This window comes from Actinoplanes sp. NPDC049681, assembly GCF_044465265.1.
Taxonomy (GTDB): domain Bacteria; phylum Actinomycetota; class Actinomycetes; order Mycobacteriales; family Micromonosporaceae; genus Actinoplanes.
Window position 1 is genome coordinate 166459 of record NZ_JBITLP010000003.1, and the last position, 21486, is coordinate 187944.

Here is a 21486-nt window from a genome sequence, read left to right on the forward strand (position 1 = left end):
ACTCACCCGGTGGCGGGGTGTTGCCTACTGGCAGGAACCGGGTGCTTACGGGCAGGATCGGCGCATGACGACCTCCGGCCGCCTGCCCTATCCGATCACGCTGACCGGGGACGGCATCACGCTGCGCGAGTGGCGGGACGAGGACCTCGACGAGCTGGTGGCGATGCTCGACGAGCCCGACATCGCCCGGTGGACCCCGATGCCGTCGCCGTTCGACGCCGAGGCCGGAGTGGCCTACCTCAAACGCGCCCGGCAGGGGCGGCTCAGCGGGCAGCGCATCCAGCTGGCGATCACCACCGACGGCGGCAAGCCGCTGGGCGAGGTGCTGCTCTTCGGCGTCGACGCCGGCCTGCGGGAGGCCGAGCTGGGTTACCTGGTCAGTGCCCAGCACCGCCGGCGCGGGCTCGCGAGCGCGGCACTCTCACTGCTTTCCGGGTACGCCCGCAGCACGATCGGCCTCAGCCGTCTGCTCCTGCGCATCGACCCGGGCAACACCTCGAGCACAGCGGTGGCGCGCCGCTGCGGCTACCGGCTGACCGGTGAGCCGCCGATCCTGCAGGAGGGCCCGTACGGCCCCAGCAGCCTCGACACCTGGGAACTCGTCTCCGTGGGCGCGGGCAGCCGGTTGGAACGGCTGAGAAACGTCGCCGCCCGGCGGTACGGTCGTCGCGGCTGATCGGAGATGCGCGCATGAACGTCGACCGCGAACGGGTGATGGCCTATCGGGTGGCCGCCCTCGGCCTGGCCGAGCGGGGTGAGCAGCGACCGGGTGACCTTGCCGTGCTCGACCTGGGCGTCCAGGAGTACGCGCCCGGTTCCGTCCAGGTGGCCCTCGCGGCGCGCACCGGTGCGCCGCTCGGCGACGGCAGGCTGATCATGGTCTGGGCCGCCCGAGGCGCGCCGCATCTGCACCGCAAGCGCGACCTCGCCGCCCTGGTCAAGGCACTGTGGCCGGTCAGCGATGCGGACGCCTCCGCGCGCATCAAGAGTGCCCAGATCCCCGACGGCGGCAAGCTGGGCATCAAGGCTTTCGAGGTGACCGCGGCGGCCTTCCGCGAGGTGGTGACGTCCTCGATGCCGCGCGGGGAGGTGAGCACCGAGGTGAGCCGGCGGGTGCCGCGCGAGCTGACGTACGACTGCCGCACCTGCGGCGCCCGGCACGTCTCCGGCAGCGTCTGGCAGCACTCCGGGCTGGCCGGGGGAGTCCAGGTGGAGTCGCGGGGCCGGGACGCGACCCTCGGCCCGATCCCCGGCGCGCCGCCGCAGCCCACGGCGAACGAGGGCATCGACCGGCTCATCACGACGTATCTGCGGCTGCTCGGCCCGGCCGGGCCCGCCGAGGTGGCGAAGTATCTGGGCAGCCCGGCGGCGGAGATCAAGAAGGTCTGGCCGGCCTCGGGTCTCGAGGAGGTGCGGGTGGACGGGCGCAAGGCGTGGCTGCCGTCCGGCTCGGTGCAGGCCTTGTCCGATGCCGATCCGGTCACCGGGGTGCGCTTCCTGCCCGGGATGGACCCGCTGCTGCAGGCCCGGGACCGCGACGTGCTGGTGCCTGAGAAGACGAGACAGAAGGAGGTCTGGCGGATCCTCGGCAATCCGGGCGTGATCCTGGTGGACGGGGAGATCGCCGGCGTGTGGCGGGCCAAGATGGCCGGCCGCAAGCGGGTCGACCTCACGGTGACGCCGTTCGCGACGCTGACCGCCAAGGCGCGCAAGGCTCTGGAGGGTGAGGCGGCCCAGGTGGCCCGGGCTCGTGAGGTCCCGGACGTGACCGTGTCGTTCGACGTCTGAGCCTTACCAGACCGGGGGCAGGATGTCCGGCCCGCCGCGGTGCGCCGGGCGGCAGCGGTAGCCCAGCGCCACCATGATGACCAGGGCCCAGACCCCGGCGACGATCGCGGCGGCCCACCAGCCCACCACGGCCAGGATCAGCGCCGCCGCCCAGATCACGGTGGCGGCCAGGATCAGCGAGACGGGTACGGGCTTGCGGGCCGGATGCCCGCCGGTCATGCGGGAACAGAAGTCAGGGTCTTCGCGGCGGAGCTGCCGTTCCAGCTGAGCCAACCGGCGGCTGTCTTCCTTGTTGAGCATGTCGCACCTCCGGCGGGGCCCGGACTGTAGGGGCACGACGACCGGGACGCTGAACCATCCCGGTCGATGCCCCTATTGTTACCCGTAGGTCACGGAATTCATACCGTTGAGGGGGTTGTGTTCATGCTCGGTTCATGCCCCGGCCGGTGTGCCCGGAAGACCCAGCTGCGCATCAGCAGGAAGCGGACGCCGGTGGCCACGAGGTTGGCGATCACGAGCACCCCGAGCTCCAGCGCGGTGGCCGGGACGGTCAGCGCGTGCAACAGCCCCAGGGAGCCGCTGGTCAGACCCAGGCCGACGGCGAAGACCACCAGCCCCTGGGCCTGATGGCGCCAGGCGCCGTCGTTGCCGCGTACCCGGAAGGTGAGCCGGCGGTTGGCCGCCGTGTTGGCCACCGCCGTGACGAGCAGTGCCGTGAGGTTCGCCCACTGAGGACCGACACCCGGGCGAAGAATGGCATACAGCACCAGGTACGCCAGGGTGCTGGCCACGCCCACCGCGCCGAAGCGCAATAGCTGCCCGGTCAGCCCCGCGGGTACGCCCGCCACCGGCAGCGGATTGCGACCGAGCTGCTCGCGCAGGGCTGCCAGGGGCAGCCGCCCGGTGCCCAGCCCCCGGGTGAGCCGGGCGATCCCCCGCAGGTCCGCCATCGCGGTCGCGACGATGTCCACCCGGCTGTCCGGGTCGTCGACCCAGTCCACCGGCACCTCGTGGATGCGCAGGCCGGCGCGCTCGGCCAGGACCAGCATCTCGGTGTCGAAGAACCAGCCGGTGTCCTCCACCATCGGCAGCAGCCGCTCGGCCACGTCCGCGCGGATCGCCTTGAATCCGCACTGCGCGTCGGAGAAACGGGCCGAGAGAGTGCCCCGCAGGATCAGGTTGTAGCTGCGCGAGATGAACTCCCGCTTCGCGCCCCGGACGACCCGGGAGCCGCGGGCCAGCCGGGAGCCGATCGCCAGGTCCGAGTGGCCGGAGATCAGCGGCGCCACCAGCGGCAGCAGGGCGCCCAGGTCGGTCGACAGGTCCACGTCCATGTACGCGAGCACCGCCGCGTCCGAATGCGTCCACACGTGCTTGAGCGCCCGCCCGCGACCCTTCTCGGCCAGGTGCACCGAGGTCACCCCGGGCAGCGTGGCGGCCAGCCGGCGGGCGACGTCCGCCGTCGAGTCGGTGCTCGCGTTGTCCGCGATCGTGATCCGGAACCGGTACGGGAACCCACCCGCCAGGTACGCGTGCAACCGCTGCACGCACGGCTCGAGATCGATCTCCTCGTTGTAGACCGGAACGACGACATCGAGCACCGGCGCGGCGGACCGGATCAGCGCGGAGGCCTGCGAGGGCAACGTGGAAAGGCTCATGCCACCAAGGTCGTCGGCGCTGCTTTGCCCGTTGTGTGGCGACGCTGTGCCCGGCCTATGAGTGCGGACGCGCCGCAGGCGGCCCCCGTCACCGGAAGCCGCCTGGTGGTCGTCGTGTGTGGTCACTGCGTGGTCAGGTCGTAGACCGTCACCCCGTCGACGGTCTGTGCTCGGTATGTCGACGCGACCCACTCGGCAATCTGCGAACTCGCGTTGCTGCCCCCGCCGGAGCCGCCCCGGCCGCCGAAGCCGCCCCCGCCGATGAAGTAGTGGATCTTCCCCGTGGTGACGTACTGCTGGAACTGCGCCAGCGTGGGCGACGGGTCGCTGCCGTTGAAGCCGCCGATCGCCATGACCGGCTTCTCCGTGGCGAGCTGGTAGCCCGAGGCGTTCTGCGAGCCGACGGCAGCCGCCACCCAGGTGTACTTGTCGGCGTTCGTTTCCAGCAGCGCCTTCATCTGGTCGCTGACGGTGGCGGCGTCGAGCAGGCCGCCCATGCCGCCGCCGCGGTTGCCTCCGAAGCCGCCCGGGCCGGGAACGCCGGTCGTGCCGCCGGGGGCGGTGCCCGTTGTGCCGCCAGGGGCCGTGCCGGTCGTGCCGCCGCCCGGAAAGCCGCCGGGGAAGCCACCTGGGCCGCCGCCCGGGAAGCCGCCCCCGGGGAAGCCGCCGCCCGGAAAACCGCCGCGCATCCCGCCCGGGCCGCCGCGTCCGCCGCCGGGGCCGAAGCCGCCGCCCTGCGTCGCCGGTCCCGCCGAAGGGATCGAGCCGGTGTGCGGCTCCGAGGCGGTCTGGACGGCGTACGCCGCCGGGCCGGCGAGCACCGCCGCGAGCGCGAGAGCGGCCGAGGCGAGCGCCACCTTCGCCGGCAGCCGCAGCGAGGCCAGCACGCCCAGCGCCGCCAGCACGCCGCCGACCAGCACCACCCAGCGCAGCCACGGCACGAAGTCCGGGCTCCAGCCGAGCATGTGCCACGACCACCAGGCGGTCACCCCGATCGCCGCCGCAAGCGCGACCGCCGCGAACGGGTTGCGCCGGACCCGCCACAGCAGCACCGCGCCCATGCCGACCACCGCACCGACCGCCGGCGCCAGCGCCACGGTGTAGTACGCGTGGAAGATGCCCTGCATGAAGCTGAACACCAGCCCCGTGCCGACGAGCCAGGCGCCCCACAGGATCAGCCCGGCGCGCAGCCGGTCGGTACGCGCCGCGCGTACGGTGAGGACCAGACCGGCGACCAGCACGATCAGTGCGGCCGGGAGCAGCCACGAGATCTGACCGCCCTGCGCGGTGTCGAACATTCGCAGCAGCCCGGTCGAACCCCAGTTGCCGCCACCGTTGCCGCCACCGCCGCCGACGCTGCCGGTCTCGTCGCCGCTGAGCCGGCCGAGGCCGTTGTAGCCCAGCGTCAGCTCGAGCAGGCTGTTGTTCTGCGAACCACCGATGTACGGCCGCATCGACGCCGGCACCAGCTCGACGATCGCGATGTACCAGCCCGCCGACACGACCAGCGCGAGCCCGGCGAGGAGCAGTTGCCCGAGCCGCCTGCCCAGCTTCGGCGGTCCGGCGACCAGGTACGCGAGGGCGTACGCGGGCACGACCAGCAGGGCCTGCAACATCTTGGTGAGGAAGCCGAAACCGACGAAGACCCCGGCGAGCATGAGCCACTTCGTCGAGCCGTTCTCGATCGCCCGGACGGTCGCGTACGCCCCGGCCACCGTGAGCAGCACCAGCAGCGCGTCCGGGTTGTTGAAGCGGAACATCAGCACGGCGATCGGGGTCAGCGCCGACACCGTGCCGGCGATCAGGCCGGCGGCCGGGCCGTACCAGCGGCGGACCGTGGTGAAGAGCAGGCCGACCGTGGCGACGCCCATCAGCGCCTGCGGGACGAGGATGCTCCACGAGCTGAGGCCGAAGATCCGTACGGAAAGGGCCATCACCCACAGCGAGGCGGGCGTCTTGTCGACGGTGATCGAGTTGGCCGCGTCGGACGAGCCGTAGAAGAAGGCTTTCCAGCTCTCCGAGCCGGCCTGCACCGCGGCCGAGTAGAAGGCGTTGCCCCAGCCCGAGGCGCCCAGGCCCCAGATGTAGAGCACACCGGTCAGCAGAAGCAGGGCGAGGAGTGACAGCCGGACCCACGGCGCGTCGTCCGGACGGCCGCGGAAGAACACCGACCAGCGGGACGGGTTGCGCGCCGCGGGGGGCGCGGCCGGTGGGTCCACCGGCTCCACCATCGGCGGTACGGGCAGCGTCGAGGTCATCAAGGGTCCTTAAGGCAGGCGGAAGCTCTGACACCCGTACTGTCTTCCGCCCGCCTGTCGGGCCCTTATGCCGTTACTGTGCCGCCCCTGTGAAGGCGGAACGCCGCTTCGCCGACGCCGCGGCCAGGCGCTCCAGGACGCCCACGGTCGGCTCCCAGCCCATGCATGCGTCCGTGACGCTCTGGCCGTACGCGAGCTCACCGCCCAGGTCCTGGCGGCCCGGGATCAGGAAGCTCTCCAGCATCACACCGCGGATGCCCTGCTGGCCCGCCTCGAGCTGGCCCGCGACGTCGTCCGCGACGATCGGCTGGCGCAGGTGATCCTTGTTGCTGTTGCCGTGCGAGCAGTCGACGACGACCCGCCCGGGGAGGCCGGCCTGGCGGAGCAGCTCGAGCGAGGCCTGGACGTCCTCCGCGCTGTAGTTGGGGCCCTTGCCGCCGCGCAGCACCAGGTGGCAGTCGGGATTGCCGCTCGTGTGCATGATCGCCGGGGTGCCGGAGACGTCGATGCCGGGGAAGACGTGCGGCACGGCTGCGGCGTTGATCGCGTCGATCGCGGTGCCGATGCTGCCGTCGGGGCGGTTCTTCATGCCGATCGGCATGGACAGGCCGGAGGCGAGCTGGCGGTGCACCTGAGATTCGACCGTACGGGCACCGATCGCGCCCCACGCCACGGTGTCCGCGATGTACTGCGGGGTGATGGGGTCGAGGAATTCCACCGCCACGGGCAGCCCCCGCTCCAGCACCTCGAGCAGCAGCGACCGGGCCATGCGCAGGCCCTTGCCCACGTCACCCGTACCGTCCAGGGCCGGGTCGTTGATCAGGCCTTTCCAGCCGACGGTCGAGCGCGGCTTCTCGAAGTAGACCCGCATGACGATCAGCAGGTCGTCGGCGAGCCGCTCCTTCTCGGCGGCGAGGCGGTCGGCGTATTCGGCGGCGGCGACCGGGTCGTGCACCGAGCAGGGGCCGACGACGACGAGCAGGCGCGGATCTCGGCCGTCGAGCACGGCCTCCACCTGACTGCGGCTGTCGAGCACGCTCGCGGACAGCTCGTGGGTCAGCGGGAGTTCGTGGTGGAGCAGGGCGGGGCTCATGAGCGGCACGACGCGGTCGATGCGGTGGTCGCTGACCCGCTGCACCTCGGGGATGGTCACGGTGTCTTCCTTCTCCTCCGCCGGCTCCCGGGGCCGGCGTCCCCGGGCGTTGGGCCGGCTCGTTGCAAACGAAAAGGCAGCGACTTCGCGTCGCTGCCTCTGCCGGCCCTGCTGGGGTGTCTCAGGTCATGACCTCATGGCCGAGCCACCGGCGGAGCCGGCCACTGAAACCATGAATACGTGGGCAACCACGAATACCAACGGGACACGCGGTCATGGTAGCCCATGGAAGGCGGAGAGTGTCCGTCAGCCGGGGTATGGGCACATGCAAGTTGCGTGTGCTGACATGAGACGCATGAACAACGCGAGCCCGCCGCACCTCCTCGACGGCCTGTCCGAGCTGTCCCCGGCGGAACGCCGGCAGGCGGTGTCCCTGGTGGTGCTGCGGGTCTGGGAGACGCCCCAGGTGCTGCTCGGGGACATCCCGCCGGAGCAGGCGCTCGCCGCCGTCGCGGCCATCGCGGCCGGCCTCCCGGAAGCACAGGGCCGGCCGTGGCTCGACGACCGCCTGCGTGCCGCCGCGATCGAGGGCGTGACCAGCGATCTGGCCGGCCGCGCGCTGTGCGCCCTCGACGTCCTGGTGGGCCGCGACCGCGAATCGGTGCCGCTGGAGCTGCACGTCTCCGACGGGGACGCGGCCGGTGCGCTACTGGACGACCTCCGGGACGTGCTCATGGACGGCATCCGGCTCGGCCGGTAGGGCCGGGGTCAGCGGCAGCCGCACGGTGAACTCCGTACGCCCGGGCCGGCTGTCGACGCCGACTGTGCCGCCGTGCGCGGTCACCACCGCGTGCACGATCGACAGGCCCAGACCGGTGCTGCCGGCCGCCCGTGAGCGAGAGCTGTCGCCGCGCGCGAACCGCTCGAAGATGTGCGGCTGGAGCTCGGCGGGGATTCCCGGGCCCACGTCCGTCACCCGTAGGACCGCCGAGCCCTCCTCCGCGGCGACCCCGACCGTCACGGTGGTGCCGTCCGGGGTGTGCGTACGGGCATTGGCCAGCAGATTGGCCAGCACCTGGTGCAGCCGCTGGCCGTCGCCGGTGACCGTGACCGGCTCCTCGGGCAGGTCCAGCTGCCAGTCGTGGCGGGGGCCCGCCGCATGCGCGTCGCTGACAGCGTCGACCACCAGCATCGTCAGATCGACCGGGTCGTGCGCCAGCGGCCGGCCGGCGTCGAGGCGGGCGAGCAGCAGCAGGTCCTCCACCAGGGCGGTCATCCGCTGCGCCTCGGACTCGACGCGGCGCAGCACGTGGCCGATCTCCTCCGGCACCTCAGTGCGGCTGCGGCGGCTCAACTCGGCGTAGCCGCGGATCGCGGCGAGCGGGGTGCGGAGCTCGTGGCTGGCGTCGGCCACGAATTGGCGCACCTGCATCTCGCTGGCGTGCCGCGCCTCCAGGGCGTTGCCGACGTGGTCGAGCATGCGGTTGAGCGCCGCGCCGACCGCGCCGACCTCCGTGCGCGGGTCGGTGTCGGCCGCGGGAACCCGCTGGGCCAGGTCGACCTCCCCTTCGTCGAGCCGCAGCTCGGAGACCTTGGTCGCGGTGGCGGCGACCCGGCTCAGCGGCTTGAGGTTTCGTCGGATGATCACCGCTCCGGCCCACCCGGCCGCGACGAGTGCCAGCAGCACCGCACCCCCGGTCACGCCGGCCACGGCGAGCAACGTCTGTTCGGTGTCCCTCAGCGGGATACCGGTGACGATCATGGTGTTGCCATCGGGGGTCATGCTGACCACCCGGTAATCGTCCAGTTCGTCGCCGAGGTCCACGTCGACATGCGCGCCGTCGGGCGTCAATGTCGAGAGCGTGTTCACGGCGGAGTCGGGCGCCTTGACATATTCGTTGCGCTGACCACGCGAGGTCTCGCCGCCGTTGGTGTCGGCCTCCTTGTATTTGACGACACCCCCGCCGAGTTGGGTCACCGCTCCCGCATCCGACCTGGTGAAGATCAGCACGATCCAGTTGTTCTGGGCTCCCGGCGGCGGCTCGGTCGCGGTGTCGAAGTGGAAGAACGGTCCGGAATTCGGTGGTCCGGCCCGGCCGGGGCCGCCCCTGGCGCGCTCACTCGCCTCGCTGAGCTGGGTGTCGAGGCGCTGGTAAAGGGTGTTGTGGAGATAGATCTCGGCGGTCGCGCCGACGACCAGGCCCAGGACGGTGAGCAGGACGATCACGATGGCGATCAGGCGCGTCCGCAGGGACCAGCCCGCCGGGGAAGGCCACCGGGCCGGGTGGGGGAGGGCCGGCATGTCAGTCGGCCGGCTTCAGGACGTAGCCCGCGCCGCGCATGGTGTGGATCATCGGGGCGCGGCCTGCGTCGATCTTCTTGCGCAGGTACGAGATGTAGAGCTCCACGACGTTGGCCTGGCCGCCGAAGTCGTAGTTCCAGACCCGGTCCAGGATCTGGCTCTTGCTCAGCACGCGGCGGGGGTTGCGCATCAGATAGCGCAGCAGCTCGAACTCCGTCGCGGTGAGGGTAACCAGGTCGCCGCCGCGGCGTACCTCGTGGCTGTCCTCGTCCAGGCTGAGGTCTCCCACGATGAGCTCGGAGTCGGTGCGCATCGGGGAGCGGCCCATCCGGCGCATCAGGCCGCGGAGCCGGGCGACGACCTCCTCGAGGCTGAACGGCTTGGTGACGTAGTCGTCGCCGCCGGCGGTCAGGCCGGTGATCCGGTCCTCGACCGAGTCCTTGGCGGTGAGGAACAGCACCGGCACCTCGGGCGTCTCGCCGCGCAGCCGGCGCAGCACCTCGAGGCCGTCGATGTCGGGCAGCATCATGTCGAGGACGACGGCGTCGGGGCGGAAGTCCCGGGCGGTACGCACGGCGGTCTGGCCGTCGCCCGCGCTGCGCACCTCCCAGCCCTCGTAGCGCAGCGCCATCGACAGGAGCTCGGCCAGGGTGGGCTCGTCGTCGACCACCAGAACCCGGACCGGGCCGCCGTCGGGCCGCCGGAGCTCGCTGCTGGGGTCTGCGTTCGCCATCGTCATGCCCCTACTGTCTTGGGCCGTGTTGTGTGACGGCTTTCGGCTTCCTGTGTACCACCTGTGGATGCCGCCCATAGGGAGTGAGCCGGATCGCCGGCGTGACGATGACCGCCGGCCGCTCGCGGTGAGGACTGCGTGTCAAAACGGACTTAGGACTCAATACTCCGCATAATTCCCGCGTTGTGTCGGGCGGGTGAGCGGAGGAACGGGTGCGACTGGGCCGTATCGCTGGTGCCGTCACCGCGCTGTTCCTCGCCCTGGCTCCGGCGTCGCCGGCTGCCGCCGGGGCGGCGTACCCACCGGGGGTCACCGCCGACACGCTGCGCATCGCCTCCGCGGGGCCGGCCCAGGTCGCCGCCGGGGGAGCCCACTCGTGCGCGACCACCAGCGTGGGCGACGTGTACTGCTGGGGTGACGACTCGTCCGGCCAGCTCGGCGACGGCGCCCGGCCGCACGGCTTCGGCGAGCCGGTCGTGGCACTGCACCACGCGGTGCAGATCGACGCCGGGCGGGCCCACACCTGCGGCATCGACGTGAACGGGGTCGCGTACTGCTGGGGTGACGACTCCGCGGGGCAGCTGGGCGACGGCGGGCGTACCGACCGGGAAGGGCCCGAGCCGGTACGAGCCCTCGCGGCCCGGACGCTCGTCGACATCGCGACCGGCGACCGGCACACGTGCGCCCTGGACGACGAAGGTGCGGTGTGGTGCTGGGGTGACGACTCGCATGGGCAGCTGGGCGTACCGGGAACGGCGGGATCCTCGGCGCCGGCGCGGGTCGGCATGACGGATCCGGTCGTCGACATCGCGGCCGGCGGTGACAGTACGTGCGCAGCCACGGCGGGCGGGGTCGCGTACTGCTGGGGGTCGGGGGTTCCCGACGGCGACCGGCCCGCGGCGCTCTGGACCGACGGCAAGGTCCGGCAGGTGACGGTCGGGGCGGCGGGGCCGTGCGCGCTCGACGCGGAGGGGATGGCCACCTGCTGGACGCCGAAGGCGAGGACGACCGGGCCGTTCTCCGCGATCAGCGCCGGGGGGCGGCAGATGTGCGGCCTCGACCGTGCGGGGCGGGCGTCGTGCCGAAGAGGTGGGCCGTTCGTCGCTGTTGACGCCGGCACGGACCACACGTGCGCCCTCGACTCCCAGGGCTACGCGTCCTGCTGGGGTGCGGGGCGCGACGGTCAGCTCGGTGCGGGGGTCACGTCGCTGTCCGCCGTACCGGTGCGGGTCGAGGGTCTGCCGCGACCCCCCGCGGCGGCGACCGGCCTGCGGGTGCGTGCCCTCGACGGCGGCCTGCGGGTTTCCTGGCGGCCGCCCACGGACCTGGGCAGCGGGCGGTTCGAGTATCTCTGGGTGACGACCGCCGGGAACGAGGCGGGATGCAGACTCGACGCGCCCGGCGCGAGCGGGTGCGAGCTGAAGAACCTGCGCAACGGCCGGGACTACGACGTTGCCGTGCTGGTCAAGACCAGCGACGGGGTGACGGTGAGCGACTTCGTGACCGCGGCGCCTGCGGCGATCGCGCCGGAGCCCTCGGGCGCCGCGCACTCGCTGCCGCGCGAGTTGCCGCCGGGCGGGGACGGCGGCCTGCCGGTGACCGGGCTGAGCCCCGTGGCGCTCGTGTCCATCGGCACGATGCTGGTCGGCGGCGGGCTGGTCGCCCTGCTGGTCAGGAAGCCGTCACCGCGAGCGCCGCGTCGCGGAACAGCTCGGCGCCGTTCTTGAGCCGCTCGGTGGAGAAGACCCGGTTCCAGTTCGTCCAGGTCACCCTGCCGACCGCCTGATCCGTCCCGGAGGCGGAGACCGTCACGCCGACGCCCGGGCCGGCCTGCAGGGTCAGCTTTCCGCCGGACGGCACGCCGACCATGTGCTTGGACGGGTCGGCGTACCCGAGCATCGCCCAGGGCACGCGGACCACGAGGTCGTCGCCGTCGCGGTACCACAGGGCCCGGCTGTCGTCCGAGGGGCGGCCGTACCGCAGCGATCCGGCGTTCTGCAGCTCCGCCGGCAGCCGCTCGCCCGTGGCCGGGATCGTCAGCTCGCGGTTGACCACCAGCTCGAAGCGGCGCCAGCCGTCCGGCGCCGGGCCGCGCAGGGCGGCCGGGACGTCGTAGTCGAGCACCGTCGGATCCAGCTCTTTCCGCAGGTACGCCTGCCCGCCGCGAGCCACGAGATCGAGCACGAACGCGGCGTCCGCCTCCCCGTCACCGCTGCCCGGCGCGGGCTTGCCGACGAGCCCGGGGAGCACGTCGAAGCCGAGTGTCAGGGCGCCCGGCGGTGAGTTGCCCAGCCCGATGCGCAGGTTCACGTACGACTCGTCGATCCGCGCGGTCACCCGGCGGGCCGGCCAGGCGGACTCCTCGTCGAGCAGGTAGGCCGCGGACGCGTCGGGCGGACCGGCCGCATCCATCGCGATCAGCCCGAAGTGCTGCTCGTTGGTGAGCGGGTCGTGCCACAGCTGCCGGCGCTCGCCGCCCTGATGGGCGACGGTGTTCCAGGTGAACTTGAACCACTCGTCCGCCCAGGAGAAGAGGAAGCCGCCGGCCAGCCCCTGATCCTTGATCAGCCGCAGCAGCTCCGCGTCGATCCGCATGGCATCCCGCTCGCTGTGGTCGCCCTGCGAGCGACCGAGCGGGCCGTTGTGGGCCGAACCGAGCGACGACGGTACGCCGAACTCCGTGACCACCGTCGGCATGGCGCGGTGGTGGCGGCGCAGGGCGGCGAGGTAACCGGCGTACGGGTCCACCCGGCCGCCGTACCGGTACGCCTGGAGCGCCGGCTCGTGCCGCTCGAAGTCCGGGTAGTACGGGTAAGCGTGGTAGCTCGCGAACGTCCCGGCCGGCCACGCGGCGGTGGGGAGCACGTGGTTGGCGTCGAGCGGGACCAGGTCCTCCTGCTCGAGCGGTTCCTCCGGGTGCCGCAGCGGGTCGGTCGTCGGCCAGTTGACGAAGGCGATCGGCTGGCTGAGGCCCTGCTCCGCCTCGTACCCGGCGAGCTCGTCCATGCGGGCCGCCAGCCAGCGTTCGGTGGGGGAGGCGGCCGGGGCGCTGCGGAAGTACCGGCCGCGGGTCGCGGGGGCGGTGCGGTTGCGCCGGTCCGAGGCCCGGGCGGCGTACGGGTCCAGCTCGACGCCGATGATCCAGCCGGCCAGCCACGGGGTCACGTCGGCGGTCCACGTGCCGCTCGCCCGTCCCGGCTGCGGATCCCGGGCGAGCCGGCCCCGTACCGCCGCGCTGGCGTCGCGCAGCTCGTCCTGGAACGCCTTGGTCACCGCGGCGTCGTAGAGGTTGCCCTTCTCGACGTACGACTCGTCGGGGAAGTAGACGCCCTGCATCAGGTAGAGCGGACGGTCCGGGTTGGCGTGGTTGTAGCGGGCCAGTTCCGTGTAGAAGGCGGGCGGGTGGATCGTGTAGGTCCGGACCGCCCGGATCCCGAGCCAGCCCATCGCCGCGAACCACACGCGGTACTGCTCGGCCCCGATCGCCAGCTCCCCGGGCAGGTGGCCGGGGGTGGTGCTGCCGAGGTTGACGCCGGGCAGGAAGGTGACGTTCCCGCCCTCGGTACGCAGCTCCAGCGTCCGGCCCCGGGCGGCCGCGACGCTCGCCAAACCGTGCTCCACCCGGGGCGCCGGGGCCCACGAGGGTCCCGCGGGCGGTGCGCCCACCGCCTGCATGCCCGGGATCGCGAACGCCGCCGACCGGACCGCCGGCCGCGGGGTCGCACCGGCCAGGAAGAGGCACATGGTGAGCGTCACCAGCCCGATCGTGGCCGCCTTGGCACGCCCGAACCGGGGCCGCGGCGGGGCCTCGACGAGGTGACGCGGGAAGTCGCCCACCTCGGCATTGTCTGCCGCAGGAGTTGCAGATTGGGGTGAATTGTCGGGAAGCTGGACCCGAGGGAACACTCGCCGTTCGGCGGGAGTTGTGCCAGCGTTGGTCGAAGTGGGCGGCGCGAGCAGGAGGTGCGGTTTCGTGGATCTTCTGGAGGAGTACCGCAGGGCCACGTTCGTCTTCGAGTCCGGCGACCCGCTCGGCGCCGCCCGGATGCTCGAGCCGATCGTCGAGGCCGAGCCGCACAACACCGCCGTACGCCAGCTCCTGGCCCGCGCGTATTTCAACTCGGCGCAGCTGGCCGGGGCGGAGACCCAGCTCAGAGCGTTGATCGAGCATGATCCTTCGGATCACTACGCGCACCACGTGCTCGGCCGGACCCTGGAGAGGGCCGGCCGTTTCCGTGAGGCCCTGCCGCACCTGCGCCTGGCCGCGGCGATGAAGCGGCACGACGCCTACGAGGACGCGCTGCGCCGGGTGGAGGCGTGGCTGGGCAAGAACGGCGGCCGGGGCTCGTCCGCCGCTGGGTAGGCTGCGGCTGTGAAGCTCAAGCTGGATCTCCACGACATCTTCAACAAGGGCACCGAGATCGACAAGGCGCTCCGCGGGATCATCGACGAGGCGATCCAGAAGAAGGCCACCCTGGTCGAGATCATCCCGGGGAAGGGCAGCGGCCAGCTCAAGAAGAAGGTGCTGCGTTTCCTCGACCAGAAGGAGATCAAGCAGCTCTACCACCGGGTCGAGAAGGACGGGGACAACTGGGGGCGGCTGTTCGTCCACTTCCGGTTCGACGCCCCGACCGGCCGGCGCGGGCGCGGCCGCTAGAACGTGTAGGTCTTCGCCACCGCGAGCATCTCGGAGCTGTGCGAGCCGACCACGCCCACGTCGGCCGGGCGCTCGTGGAAGCCCGGAAGGGCAGCCAGGCCGTCGCTGGCGTCCATCGCCCGCAGCTTCAGCGGAGCCCCCGCCGGCACGGTGAGCGTCACCTCCACGCCGGCCGGTGGTGGGGCGTGGAAGACGAAGCCGAACCCCCAGGCGCCGCCGGCCGCCCGGTCGGTGGGAACCGTCCGGCCGCCGACGACCGCGGACGCGACCTCGACGTCGGCGGCGACGTGCAGGGTCACCAGGCGCACCGGGCGCCGGGGCGTGAGCCGCAATGTCACCGTGCGCCGGTCGGCGGTGGTCGTGTCTGCGGTCTTGGTCAGCTCCGGTGCGGGCAGCGACGCCGGCTGAGCGGGGCCGGAGAGCAGCTCCTCGGCGCCGAAGGCGGGCAGGGTGTCGGTCACCGAGCCGGGATCGCCCCCGACGTATTGCGCCGTCCAGTCGGTCGGCGTGGGTGACCGGCTGAGCCAGCGGGCCTGGCCGGTGTCGGCGTCGAGCGCGTACATCAGGTGGGTCGGCGCGGGGTGGGTGCCGTCGAAGCGGTCCACCAGGAGTCCGGCCGCGGCGAAGGCGACGACGGCGAGCGTGGCGGCCAGTGCCGGGAGGGCGGCGCGGCGGCGGGCATGCAGGGCGTCGAGGCCGCGCTGGCCACCGGCCTCCGGGTGGAGCAGGTCGAGGATCGGCAGCAGGGCGAGGGCGAGGAGCACCGCGATGAAGGCGCCCGTGCCGGCCAGGTTCATGCCCATCGCGGGGAAGAACATGACCAGCGTGGGAAGCAGCACGACGACCGCGGCGGCGGCCCCGAGCGTCACCGCCGCCACCGGCACCCAGCCGCGGCGGAGAAGCACGGCCAGGATGCCGGACACGGCTCCCGCCAGCGCCGGTAGGGCGGTCAGGTACGAGCCGCCGGGGGCGACGGCCGCCAGCACCAGCCCGAGGACGGCCGGCCACAGCAGGCCCGCGATCGCCAGGGCGGCCGGGCCCAGACGGCGGCGTAGCAGCGCGTACCAGGCGGCGACCACGGCGACCGTGAGGGCCAGAACGGCCAGCCGATACCACCCGGGACGGTAGGGGTCGATCGGCAGTTCCGCGTACCCGGGACGGATGATTTTCAGCAGAATCCAGAGAAGCTGGGCCAGCGCGGGGACGACGAGCAGCGGCACGAGGGCCAGTCCGGCGGCGCCGGCGAGCCGGGGCGCCGTCGCCAGGCCGCGGCGCCGGGCGAGCCAGGCGAGCGCCAGGACGGCCAGCAGCGCCGCCACTGCCAGCGGCCACGTCCACGACCCTGGGTAGTGCGCCAGGCCACCGGGCACCGGGAAATACGTCGCGTCGCCGGTCGAGCGCAGCGTGGCGAGATCTCGGTCGCCGAGGTCCCGGGTGAGGGCGAGCACGGTGTCGCCGTGGTGCTGCAGGCTGTCCTGATTCATCGAGGCCGGCGTGTCCACGGGCGTGTGATACACGGCGGCGCCGTCGATGTACGCACTGTTCAGACCCGTGAAGCCGTGCTCGCGGAAGGCCGTGAAGTCGGTGTCGTTGGGCAGCAGCCGATAGATCTCGACCGCGAACGACGTGCCCACGGGGTGGGGGACGCCGGCGAGGGCCCCGACGAGGCCCGCGTTGTGCTCGGAGGTCTCGAACATGATGGCCGGCCCGGTGCTGCCGCGGGCCTCCAGGTTGAGCACCACGCCGCCCTGCCGGGCCAGCGGATGCTGGTCGACGAAGGCCTCGGCCCCGCAGAGACAGGCCTCCTCGGCGTCGGTCAGCACGAGGACGACGTCGTTGCGCAGCCGGGGACCGCTGGTCAGGGCCCGGGCCGCCTCGAGGATCGCCGAGGTGCCCGCCGCGTCGTCGTTACCGCCCGGGCCGGTCTGCACGGAGTCGTAGTGCGCGACGAGGAAGATCCGGCCGGTGGAAGCCGTGCCGGGCCACAGCGCCACCACGTTGCGCACGCGGGCCAGGCCGACGCCGCCCGCGCTGGAGGAGAGCCGGCCGCCCTGCGTGGTGACCGTGTCCTGCACCTGGGCGTCGAGGCCGAGGCCGCGCAGGGTGGTCACGATGTGCTCCCGGGCCGCGTCGTTGGCGGCGCTGCCGGCCACGTGCGGCCCCGCCGCGATCGCGCGGACGTGCTCGAACGCGCGCGCGGCGCTGAACTCGGCGGCCGGGGCGTCCGCGGGGCGTGCCGCGGGCGGACGGATCGACTGCAGCGCGAGCACGCCGACGACGACCAGGCACGACAATGCGGCAAGGGCGGCCCATCCGCGGCGTCCGGGACGGGTCAGCGCCCTCTCCGCCGCCTCGAGCCTCATGGAGCTATCTAAGCGTGTGCGAGGGGCCCCGGGTAGCCGAGCGATCTTACGGTCCGGTGACATAACTTTGTCCCGTGACTGCCCCGCTCGACCCCGCCGCCGTCGTCGCCGAGTTCGTCGAGCGGGTGGCCCCGTACGACCCGGCACCCGAGGCCGGTCCGGTGGCCGTGATCGGGGTGCGTACGGCCCTCGGGGAGGCGACGTTCCAGCTCGGTGACCACGTCGTGCGGGCGATGTGCCGGGCCCTGGAGGCGTACCGCGATCCCGAGGACCGGGGACCGTGCGTCGAGTGCGGGGGCCGCAGGCTCGACCAGAACCTGCACTGCCTCGACTGCGGCCGGCTGCACGGGATCCTCGGCGAGGTCATCGCCCGGCATGCCCGCCGGGTGGCCCAGGACCCCACGTACGGCCCGACCGCGTGATGTCCGTTCCGTCACGGAGCGTTGCCACCGGCCGTTCCGGGGTGGCCGGTGTTGTGCGCCCGGGGGCCGTGATGGACGATCAGCGGGTCACGCCCGAAGGAGTCGAGCTATCAAGCGTCCCAGCCGCGCCGGTGCCGCCGTCCCGCGTACCGCCCACGCGACGTCGGGCGGGGTGACGTCGTGACCGAAGTGACCACGCCCCGGCCCGTGATGGCGCCGGAGCGGCTGCGGATCCTGCTGGTCGAGGACGACGAGGGCGACGCCTTCCTGGTGCGCGAGCTGCTCGCCGAGGCCGGCGCCTCCTTCGACCTGCAGATCGCGACGACCCTGCGCGAGGCGCGCGCCATGATGCGCGGCGTCCAGTGCGTCCTGCTCGACCTGGGGCTGCCCGACGCCGAGGGCATCGACGGGCTCCGGAAGCTGCTCGGGGTCGCGGGCGGCGCCGCTGTCTGCGTGCTGACCGGTCGCTCCGACGAGCACCTCGGCGTCCAGGCCGTCGCCGAGGGCGCCCAGGACTACCTGGTCAAGGGGCAGGTCGACGGCGTCCTGCTGGTCCGCGCCCTGCGGTACGCGGTCGAGCGTAAGCGGGCCGACGAGAACGCCCAGCGGCTGCGCGAGGTGGAGCTGCGCCAGGCCGAGTCGGCGCGCCTCGAGCGCGGCCTGCTGCCCCAGCCGCTGATGCAGACCACCGAGGTGGCAGTCCACACCTTCTACCGCTCCGGCCGGGCGATGGGCCTGCTCGGCGGCGACTTCTTCGACGTGGTGCAGGTCGGTGACGACAAGCTGCACGTGATCGTGGGCGACGTGTGCGGGCACAGCGTGGACGAGGCCGCGCTCGGCGTCGAGCTCCGGGTCGCATGGCGGGCGCTGGTGCTCGCCGGTGTGCCCGAGGAGCAGGTGCTGGCCTCGCTCGAGCAGGTGCTCATGACCGAGCGGCGGGCCCGCGAGGTGTTCGCGACCGTGGCGATGGTCTCCGTCGACCTCGCCGGCAGCCGCGCCACCGTACGCCTCGCCGGCCACCCGCCGCCCGTGCTGCTCTCCGGCGGCAGCGCCGTCCCGGTGACCGCGCGGACGGGCATCGTGCTGGGCGTACGACCCACCCCCACCCCCGCGACCGACGTGGAGTTCTCCGGCGATGACTGGTCCCTGCTGATGTACACCGACGGACTGATCGAGGGTCACACCGGTGTGGGCAACGAGCGGCTCGACGTCGAGGGCCTGTGCGGGCTGCTCGGCGAGCCGGCCGCGAAGGGCGTACCGCTGGCCGCGCTGCCGGCCTGGCTGGTCGGCCGCGCCGAACAGGCCAACGGCGGCCCGCTGGCCGACGACGTCGCGATGCTGCTGATTTCGCGTGGCGGTGGGCGGTGAGCCTGCTGCGGGTGAGCGGGTGGACGATGCGCCGCCGCGTCCTCGCCCTGTGCGTGACCGTCGGCGTGCTGCTCGCCGCTCTGGGCGTGTTCGCGGCGTTCACGGCCACGAGCAGCAACGGCCAGCTGGATGACGTGGTCAACCGGGCCAGCCCGATGCGGGCGGCGGGGGAGCGGATCAACACGGCGGTGGTGGACCAGGAGACCGGCATCCGCGGGTACGCGATCACGGGCCGGGACACGACTCTCCAGCCGTACCGTGACGGGCTCGCCGCGGAGCGGGCCGAAGCCGCGGAGATCCAGAAGCTCCTCCGGTCCGGTCCCCGCGACAACCGGATCCGAGCCGACCTCGCCGAGGTCGAGCGGCTCTCCGACGCCTGGCGCAGCGCCGTCGCCCAGCCGATCCTCGATGCCGTTACCGCCGAAGGCCCGGACGCCGGCCGCGCGCTGGTGGACGCGGGCAGCACGACGGAGTTCAACGCGGTGCGCGCGGCCATCGAGCAGATGCAGTCCGACATCGGTGTGCTGCGTAACCGGTCGGCGAGCGCGGCGAAGGATGCCAGCAAGCGCATGGTCGCCATCCAGATAGCCGCGGCCGCGATCATCATCATCGCGGGCGCGGCGCTGATGCTGCTGCTCGACCGGCTGGTGACCCGGCCGGTGACCGAGCTGGCGGCGCAGGTGCGCGATGTCGCCGACGGCGACTACGACCGGCACATCGAGAGCACGGGTTCGCCGGAGCTGCGTGAACTGGCCGGCGACGTGGACGGCATGCGCAAGCAGATCGCCGCCGAACTCGCCGAGGTCCGCGAGGCTCGCCGCCAGATCGAGTGGGTCAACGAGCAGCTGAAGGCGCAGGCCGACGAGCTGACCCGGTCCAACCGGGATCTGGAGCAGTTCGCCTACGTGGCGTCGCACGACCTGCAGGAGCCGCTGCGGAAGGTGGCGAGCTTCTGCCAGCTGTTGCAGCGGCGGTACGCGGGCCAGATCGACGAGCGGGCGGACCAGTACATCGCGTTCGCGGTGGACGGGGCGCAGCGGATGCAGCGGCTGATCAACGACCTGTTGGCGTTCTCGCGCATCGGCCGGTTGACGGCCGGGTTCACCGATGTGGACCTGAACCGGGTGCTGACCGAGGTCAAGTCGCAGCTGGAGGCGCGCGCCGGTGACGATGCGCGGATCGAGTGGGCGGATCTGCCGACGGTGGAGGGTGAGGAGCCGCTGCTCACCACGTTGTTCGTGAACTTGATCGGCAACTCGTTGAAGTTCCGCCGCCCTGGGGTGCCGCCGGTGGTCACGGTGAGCGCGGCTCAGGAGGGCGAGGAGTGGCGGATCAATGTGCGGGACAACGGCATCGGGATCGAGCCCGAGTTCGCCGACAAGGTCTTCGTGATCTTCCAGCGCCTGCACGGGCGGGACGCGTACGAGGGCACGGGGATCGGGCTGGCCATCGTGAAGAAGATCGTCGAATACCATGGCGGGCGGATCTGGCTGGATCTCGACGCCACCGAAGGCACCTCCATCTGGTTCACCCTGCCGCTGCTGGCGGGCATCCCGGTGCAGGAGAAAGTGAAAGAGGTCACCTCATGACCGGTGCAATGCGGCAGGACGGTACGCCGATCGAGGTTCTGCTCGTCGAGGACGACCCGGGCGACGTGCTCATGACGCAGGAGGCGTTCGAGGAGCACAAGGTCCGCAACCGGCTCACCGTGGTCTCCGACGGCGCCGAGGCGCTCAGCTACCTGCGCCGCGAGGGCCAGTACGCGGACGCCGTACGCCCGGACCTGATCCTGCTCGACCTCAACCTGCCCCGCCGCGACGGCCGGGAGGTGCTCGAGGAGATCAAGAAGGACGACGAGCTGTGCCGCATCCCGGTGGTGGTGCTGACCACGTCCGCCGCCGACGAGGACATCCTGCGCAGCTACGAGCTGCACGCGAACGCGTACGTGACCAAGCCGGTCGACTTCGAGCGGTTCATCTCGGTGATCCGCCAGATCGACGAGTTCTTCGTCAGCGTCGTGAAGCTGCCCCCGCGTGCGTGACGACATGATCGACGAGGTCAGCGATCTGATCCGGGAGGTCGCGGCGACCATCGTGCTGCCGAGGTGGCGTCATCTCGGCGATGCCGAGGTGCAGGAGAAGTCGCCGGGCGACCTCGTCACGATCGCCGACAAGGAATCCGAGCGCGCGCTCAGCGCCGGGCTGACCGCGCTGCTGCCGGGCTCCACCGTGGTGGGCGAGGAAGCGGTGGCCGCGGATCCCACGGTGCTCGAGCGGGTGGGCGACGACGGCGCCGTCTGGCTCGTGGACCCGGTCGACGGCACCAACAACTTCGCCGCCGGGAAGGCGCCCTTCGCCGTGATGGTCGCGTTGCTGCGAGACGGCGAGCCCGCCGCGGGGTGGGTCCTGGACGTGCCCGGCGACCGGATGACCGTCGCGGAGGCGGGCAGCGGGGCGTACGTGGACGGCGTACGGCTGAAGACCCGCAGCGACGACCCGGGCGCCGAGGCCCTGACCGGCTCGATCTCCCGTAACTACTTCCCGGACGAGCTGCGGGCCGGCATCGACGAGAACGCCGCCCGGCTCGGCCGGGTGACCGGCGGGCATCACTGCGCCGGGTACGAGTACCCGTCCGTCGCCACCGACGAGCAGCAGTTCGCCGTCTTCTGGCGGATCCTGCCGTGGGACCACACGCCCGGCGCGCTGATCCTGCGCGAGGCCGGCGGGGCGGTGCTGCACCTCGACGGATCGGCGTACCTGCCGACGGATTCGCAGCGCGGCCTGCTCGCCGCCGCCAACCACGACATCTGGCACACCGTCCGCGGCACCCTGCTTCCCTGAGGGC

At 72.4% G+C, this 21486-nt stretch carries 19 protein-coding genes; 11 read left to right on the forward strand and 8 right to left on the reverse strand.

Going from position 1 to position 21486, the window contains the following annotated elements:
• The first annotated feature begins 64 nt into the window (after window positions 1-64).
• Window positions 65-676 carry a GNAT family N-acetyltransferase gene (locus ACIBO8_RS10560; protein ID WP_396114896.1) on the forward strand — a complete coding sequence of 204 codons (612 nt, stop codon included), beginning with the start codon at window positions 65-67 and terminating at the stop codon, window positions 674-676.
• Between the two features lie 14 nt (window positions 677-690).
• Complete coding sequence (locus tag ACIBO8_RS10565) at window positions 691-1788, forward strand: winged helix DNA-binding domain-containing protein (RefSeq protein ID WP_396114897.1); 1098 nt, start codon at window positions 691-693, stop codon at window positions 1786-1788.
• Between the two features lie 3 nt (window positions 1789-1791).
• Here the strand turns inward: ACIBO8_RS10565 and ACIBO8_RS10570 are convergent, their stop codons facing one another.
• From ACIBO8_RS10570 to ACIBO8_RS10585, 4 genes are all read right to left on the reverse strand, one after another.
• On the reverse strand, window positions 1792-2088 hold the full coding sequence (locus ACIBO8_RS10570) for a DUF3040 domain-containing protein (protein WP_396114898.1): 297 nt from the start codon (window positions 2086-2088) through the stop codon (window positions 1792-1794).
• A 98-nt stretch (window positions 2089-2186) separates the two neighbouring features.
• On the reverse strand, window positions 2187-3446 hold the full coding sequence (locus tag ACIBO8_RS10575; protein WP_396114899.1) for a glycosyltransferase: 1260 nt from the start codon (window positions 3444-3446) through the stop codon (window positions 2187-2189).
• A 122-nt stretch (window positions 3447-3568) separates the two neighbouring features.
• Complete coding sequence (locus tag ACIBO8_RS10580) at window positions 3569-5704, reverse strand: glycosyltransferase family 39 protein (protein WP_396114900.1); 2136 nt, start codon at window positions 5702-5704, stop codon at window positions 3569-3571.
• 73 nt (window positions 5705-5777) lie between these two features.
• Window positions 5778-6857, reverse strand: a complete 1080-nt coding sequence (locus tag ACIBO8_RS10585) for a 3-deoxy-7-phosphoheptulonate synthase (protein ID WP_396114901.1) — start codon at window positions 6855-6857, stop codon at window positions 5778-5780.
• A 295-nt stretch (window positions 6858-7152) separates the two neighbouring features.
• On the opposite strand from ACIBO8_RS10585, the gene ACIBO8_RS10590 reads away from it, so the two are divergent.
• Window positions 7153-7557: a hypothetical protein gene (locus ACIBO8_RS10590; RefSeq protein ID WP_396114902.1), complete on the forward strand. Its 405-nt coding sequence runs from the start codon at window positions 7153-7155 to the stop codon at window positions 7555-7557.
• On the opposite strand, the gene ACIBO8_RS10595 is transcribed toward ACIBO8_RS10590, so the two are convergent.
• Both ACIBO8_RS10595 and ACIBO8_RS10600 read right to left on the reverse strand, forming a co-directional pair.
• Window positions 7504-9099, reverse strand: coding sequence for an ATP-binding protein (locus ACIBO8_RS10595; RefSeq protein WP_396114903.1), 1596 nt, complete (start codon window positions 9097-9099; stop codon window positions 7504-7506). The genes ACIBO8_RS10590 and ACIBO8_RS10595 overlap by 54 nt on opposite strands.
• 1 nt (window position 9100) lies before the next feature.
• Window positions 9101-9838, reverse strand: coding sequence for a response regulator transcription factor (locus ACIBO8_RS10600; RefSeq protein ID WP_396114904.1), 738 nt, complete (start codon window positions 9836-9838; stop codon window positions 9101-9103).
• Window positions 9839-10044: 206 nt separating this feature from the next.
• Here ACIBO8_RS10600 and ACIBO8_RS10605 point away from each other — a divergent pair, with 206 nt between their 5' ends.
• Window positions 10045-11559, forward strand: coding sequence for a hypothetical protein (locus ACIBO8_RS10605; RefSeq protein ID WP_396114905.1), 1515 nt, complete (start codon window positions 10045-10047; stop codon window positions 11557-11559).
• On the opposite strand, the gene ACIBO8_RS10610 is transcribed toward ACIBO8_RS10605, so the two are convergent.
• The gene (locus ACIBO8_RS10610; protein ID WP_396114906.1) at window positions 11504-13669 is read right to left on the reverse strand and encodes a hypothetical protein; all 2166 of its coding nucleotides are present in this window, start codon (window positions 13667-13669) and stop codon (window positions 11504-11506) included. The two genes, ACIBO8_RS10605 and ACIBO8_RS10610, sit on opposite strands and share 56 nt — an antisense overlap.
• Before the next feature lie 136 nt (window positions 13670-13805).
• On the opposite strand from ACIBO8_RS10610, the gene ACIBO8_RS10615 reads away from it, so the two are divergent.
• Window positions 13806-14195 carry a tetratricopeptide repeat protein gene (locus ACIBO8_RS10615; RefSeq protein WP_396114907.1) on the forward strand — a complete coding sequence of 130 codons (390 nt, stop codon included), beginning with the start codon at window positions 13806-13808 and terminating at the stop codon, window positions 14193-14195.
• Window positions 14196-14204: 9 nt separating this feature from the next.
• Window positions 14205-14489, forward strand: a complete 285-nt coding sequence (locus ACIBO8_RS10620) for a Smr/MutS family protein (RefSeq protein WP_364714176.1) — start codon at window positions 14205-14207, stop codon at window positions 14487-14489.
• Here the strand turns inward: ACIBO8_RS10620 and ACIBO8_RS10625 are convergent.
• Entirely contained in the window at window positions 14486-16852 is a 2367-nt protein-coding gene (locus ACIBO8_RS10625; RefSeq protein WP_396114908.1) for a M28 family peptidase, read from the reverse strand. The two genes, ACIBO8_RS10620 and ACIBO8_RS10625, sit on opposite strands and share 4 nt — an antisense overlap.
• A gap of 74 nt (window positions 16853-16926) precedes the next feature.
• Here ACIBO8_RS10625 and ACIBO8_RS10630 point away from each other — a divergent pair, with 74 nt between their 5' ends.
• The 5 genes from ACIBO8_RS10630 (at window position 16927) to ACIBO8_RS10650 (ending at window position 21482) form a co-directional block, all read left to right on the forward strand.
• The gene (locus ACIBO8_RS10630; RefSeq protein WP_396114909.1) at window positions 16927-17274 is read left to right on the forward strand and encodes a hypothetical protein; all 348 of its coding nucleotides are present in this window, start codon (window positions 16927-16929) and stop codon (window positions 17272-17274) included.
• Between the two features lie 210 nt (window positions 17275-17484).
• Window positions 17485-18642 (forward strand): PP2C family protein-serine/threonine phosphatase, encoded by a 1158-nt coding sequence (locus tag ACIBO8_RS10635; protein ID WP_396115608.1) that lies wholly within the window; start codon window positions 17485-17487, stop codon window positions 18640-18642.
• Window positions 18643-18653: 11 nt separating this feature from the next.
• Window positions 18654-20231 (forward strand): ATP-binding protein, encoded by a 1578-nt coding sequence (locus ACIBO8_RS10640; RefSeq protein WP_396114910.1) that lies wholly within the window; start codon window positions 18654-18656, stop codon window positions 20229-20231.
• Window positions 20228-20683: a response regulator gene (locus tag ACIBO8_RS10645; RefSeq protein ID WP_396114911.1), complete on the forward strand. Its 456-nt coding sequence runs from the start codon at window positions 20228-20230 to the stop codon at window positions 20681-20683. The genes ACIBO8_RS10640 and ACIBO8_RS10645 overlap by 4 nt, the downstream gene beginning before the upstream one ends.
• Window positions 20676-21482, forward strand: coding sequence for an inositol monophosphatase family protein (locus tag ACIBO8_RS10650; protein WP_396114912.1), 807 nt, complete (start codon window positions 20676-20678; stop codon window positions 21480-21482). The genes ACIBO8_RS10645 and ACIBO8_RS10650 overlap by 8 nt, the downstream gene beginning before the upstream one ends.
• Window positions 21483-21486: the final 4 nt, after the last annotated feature.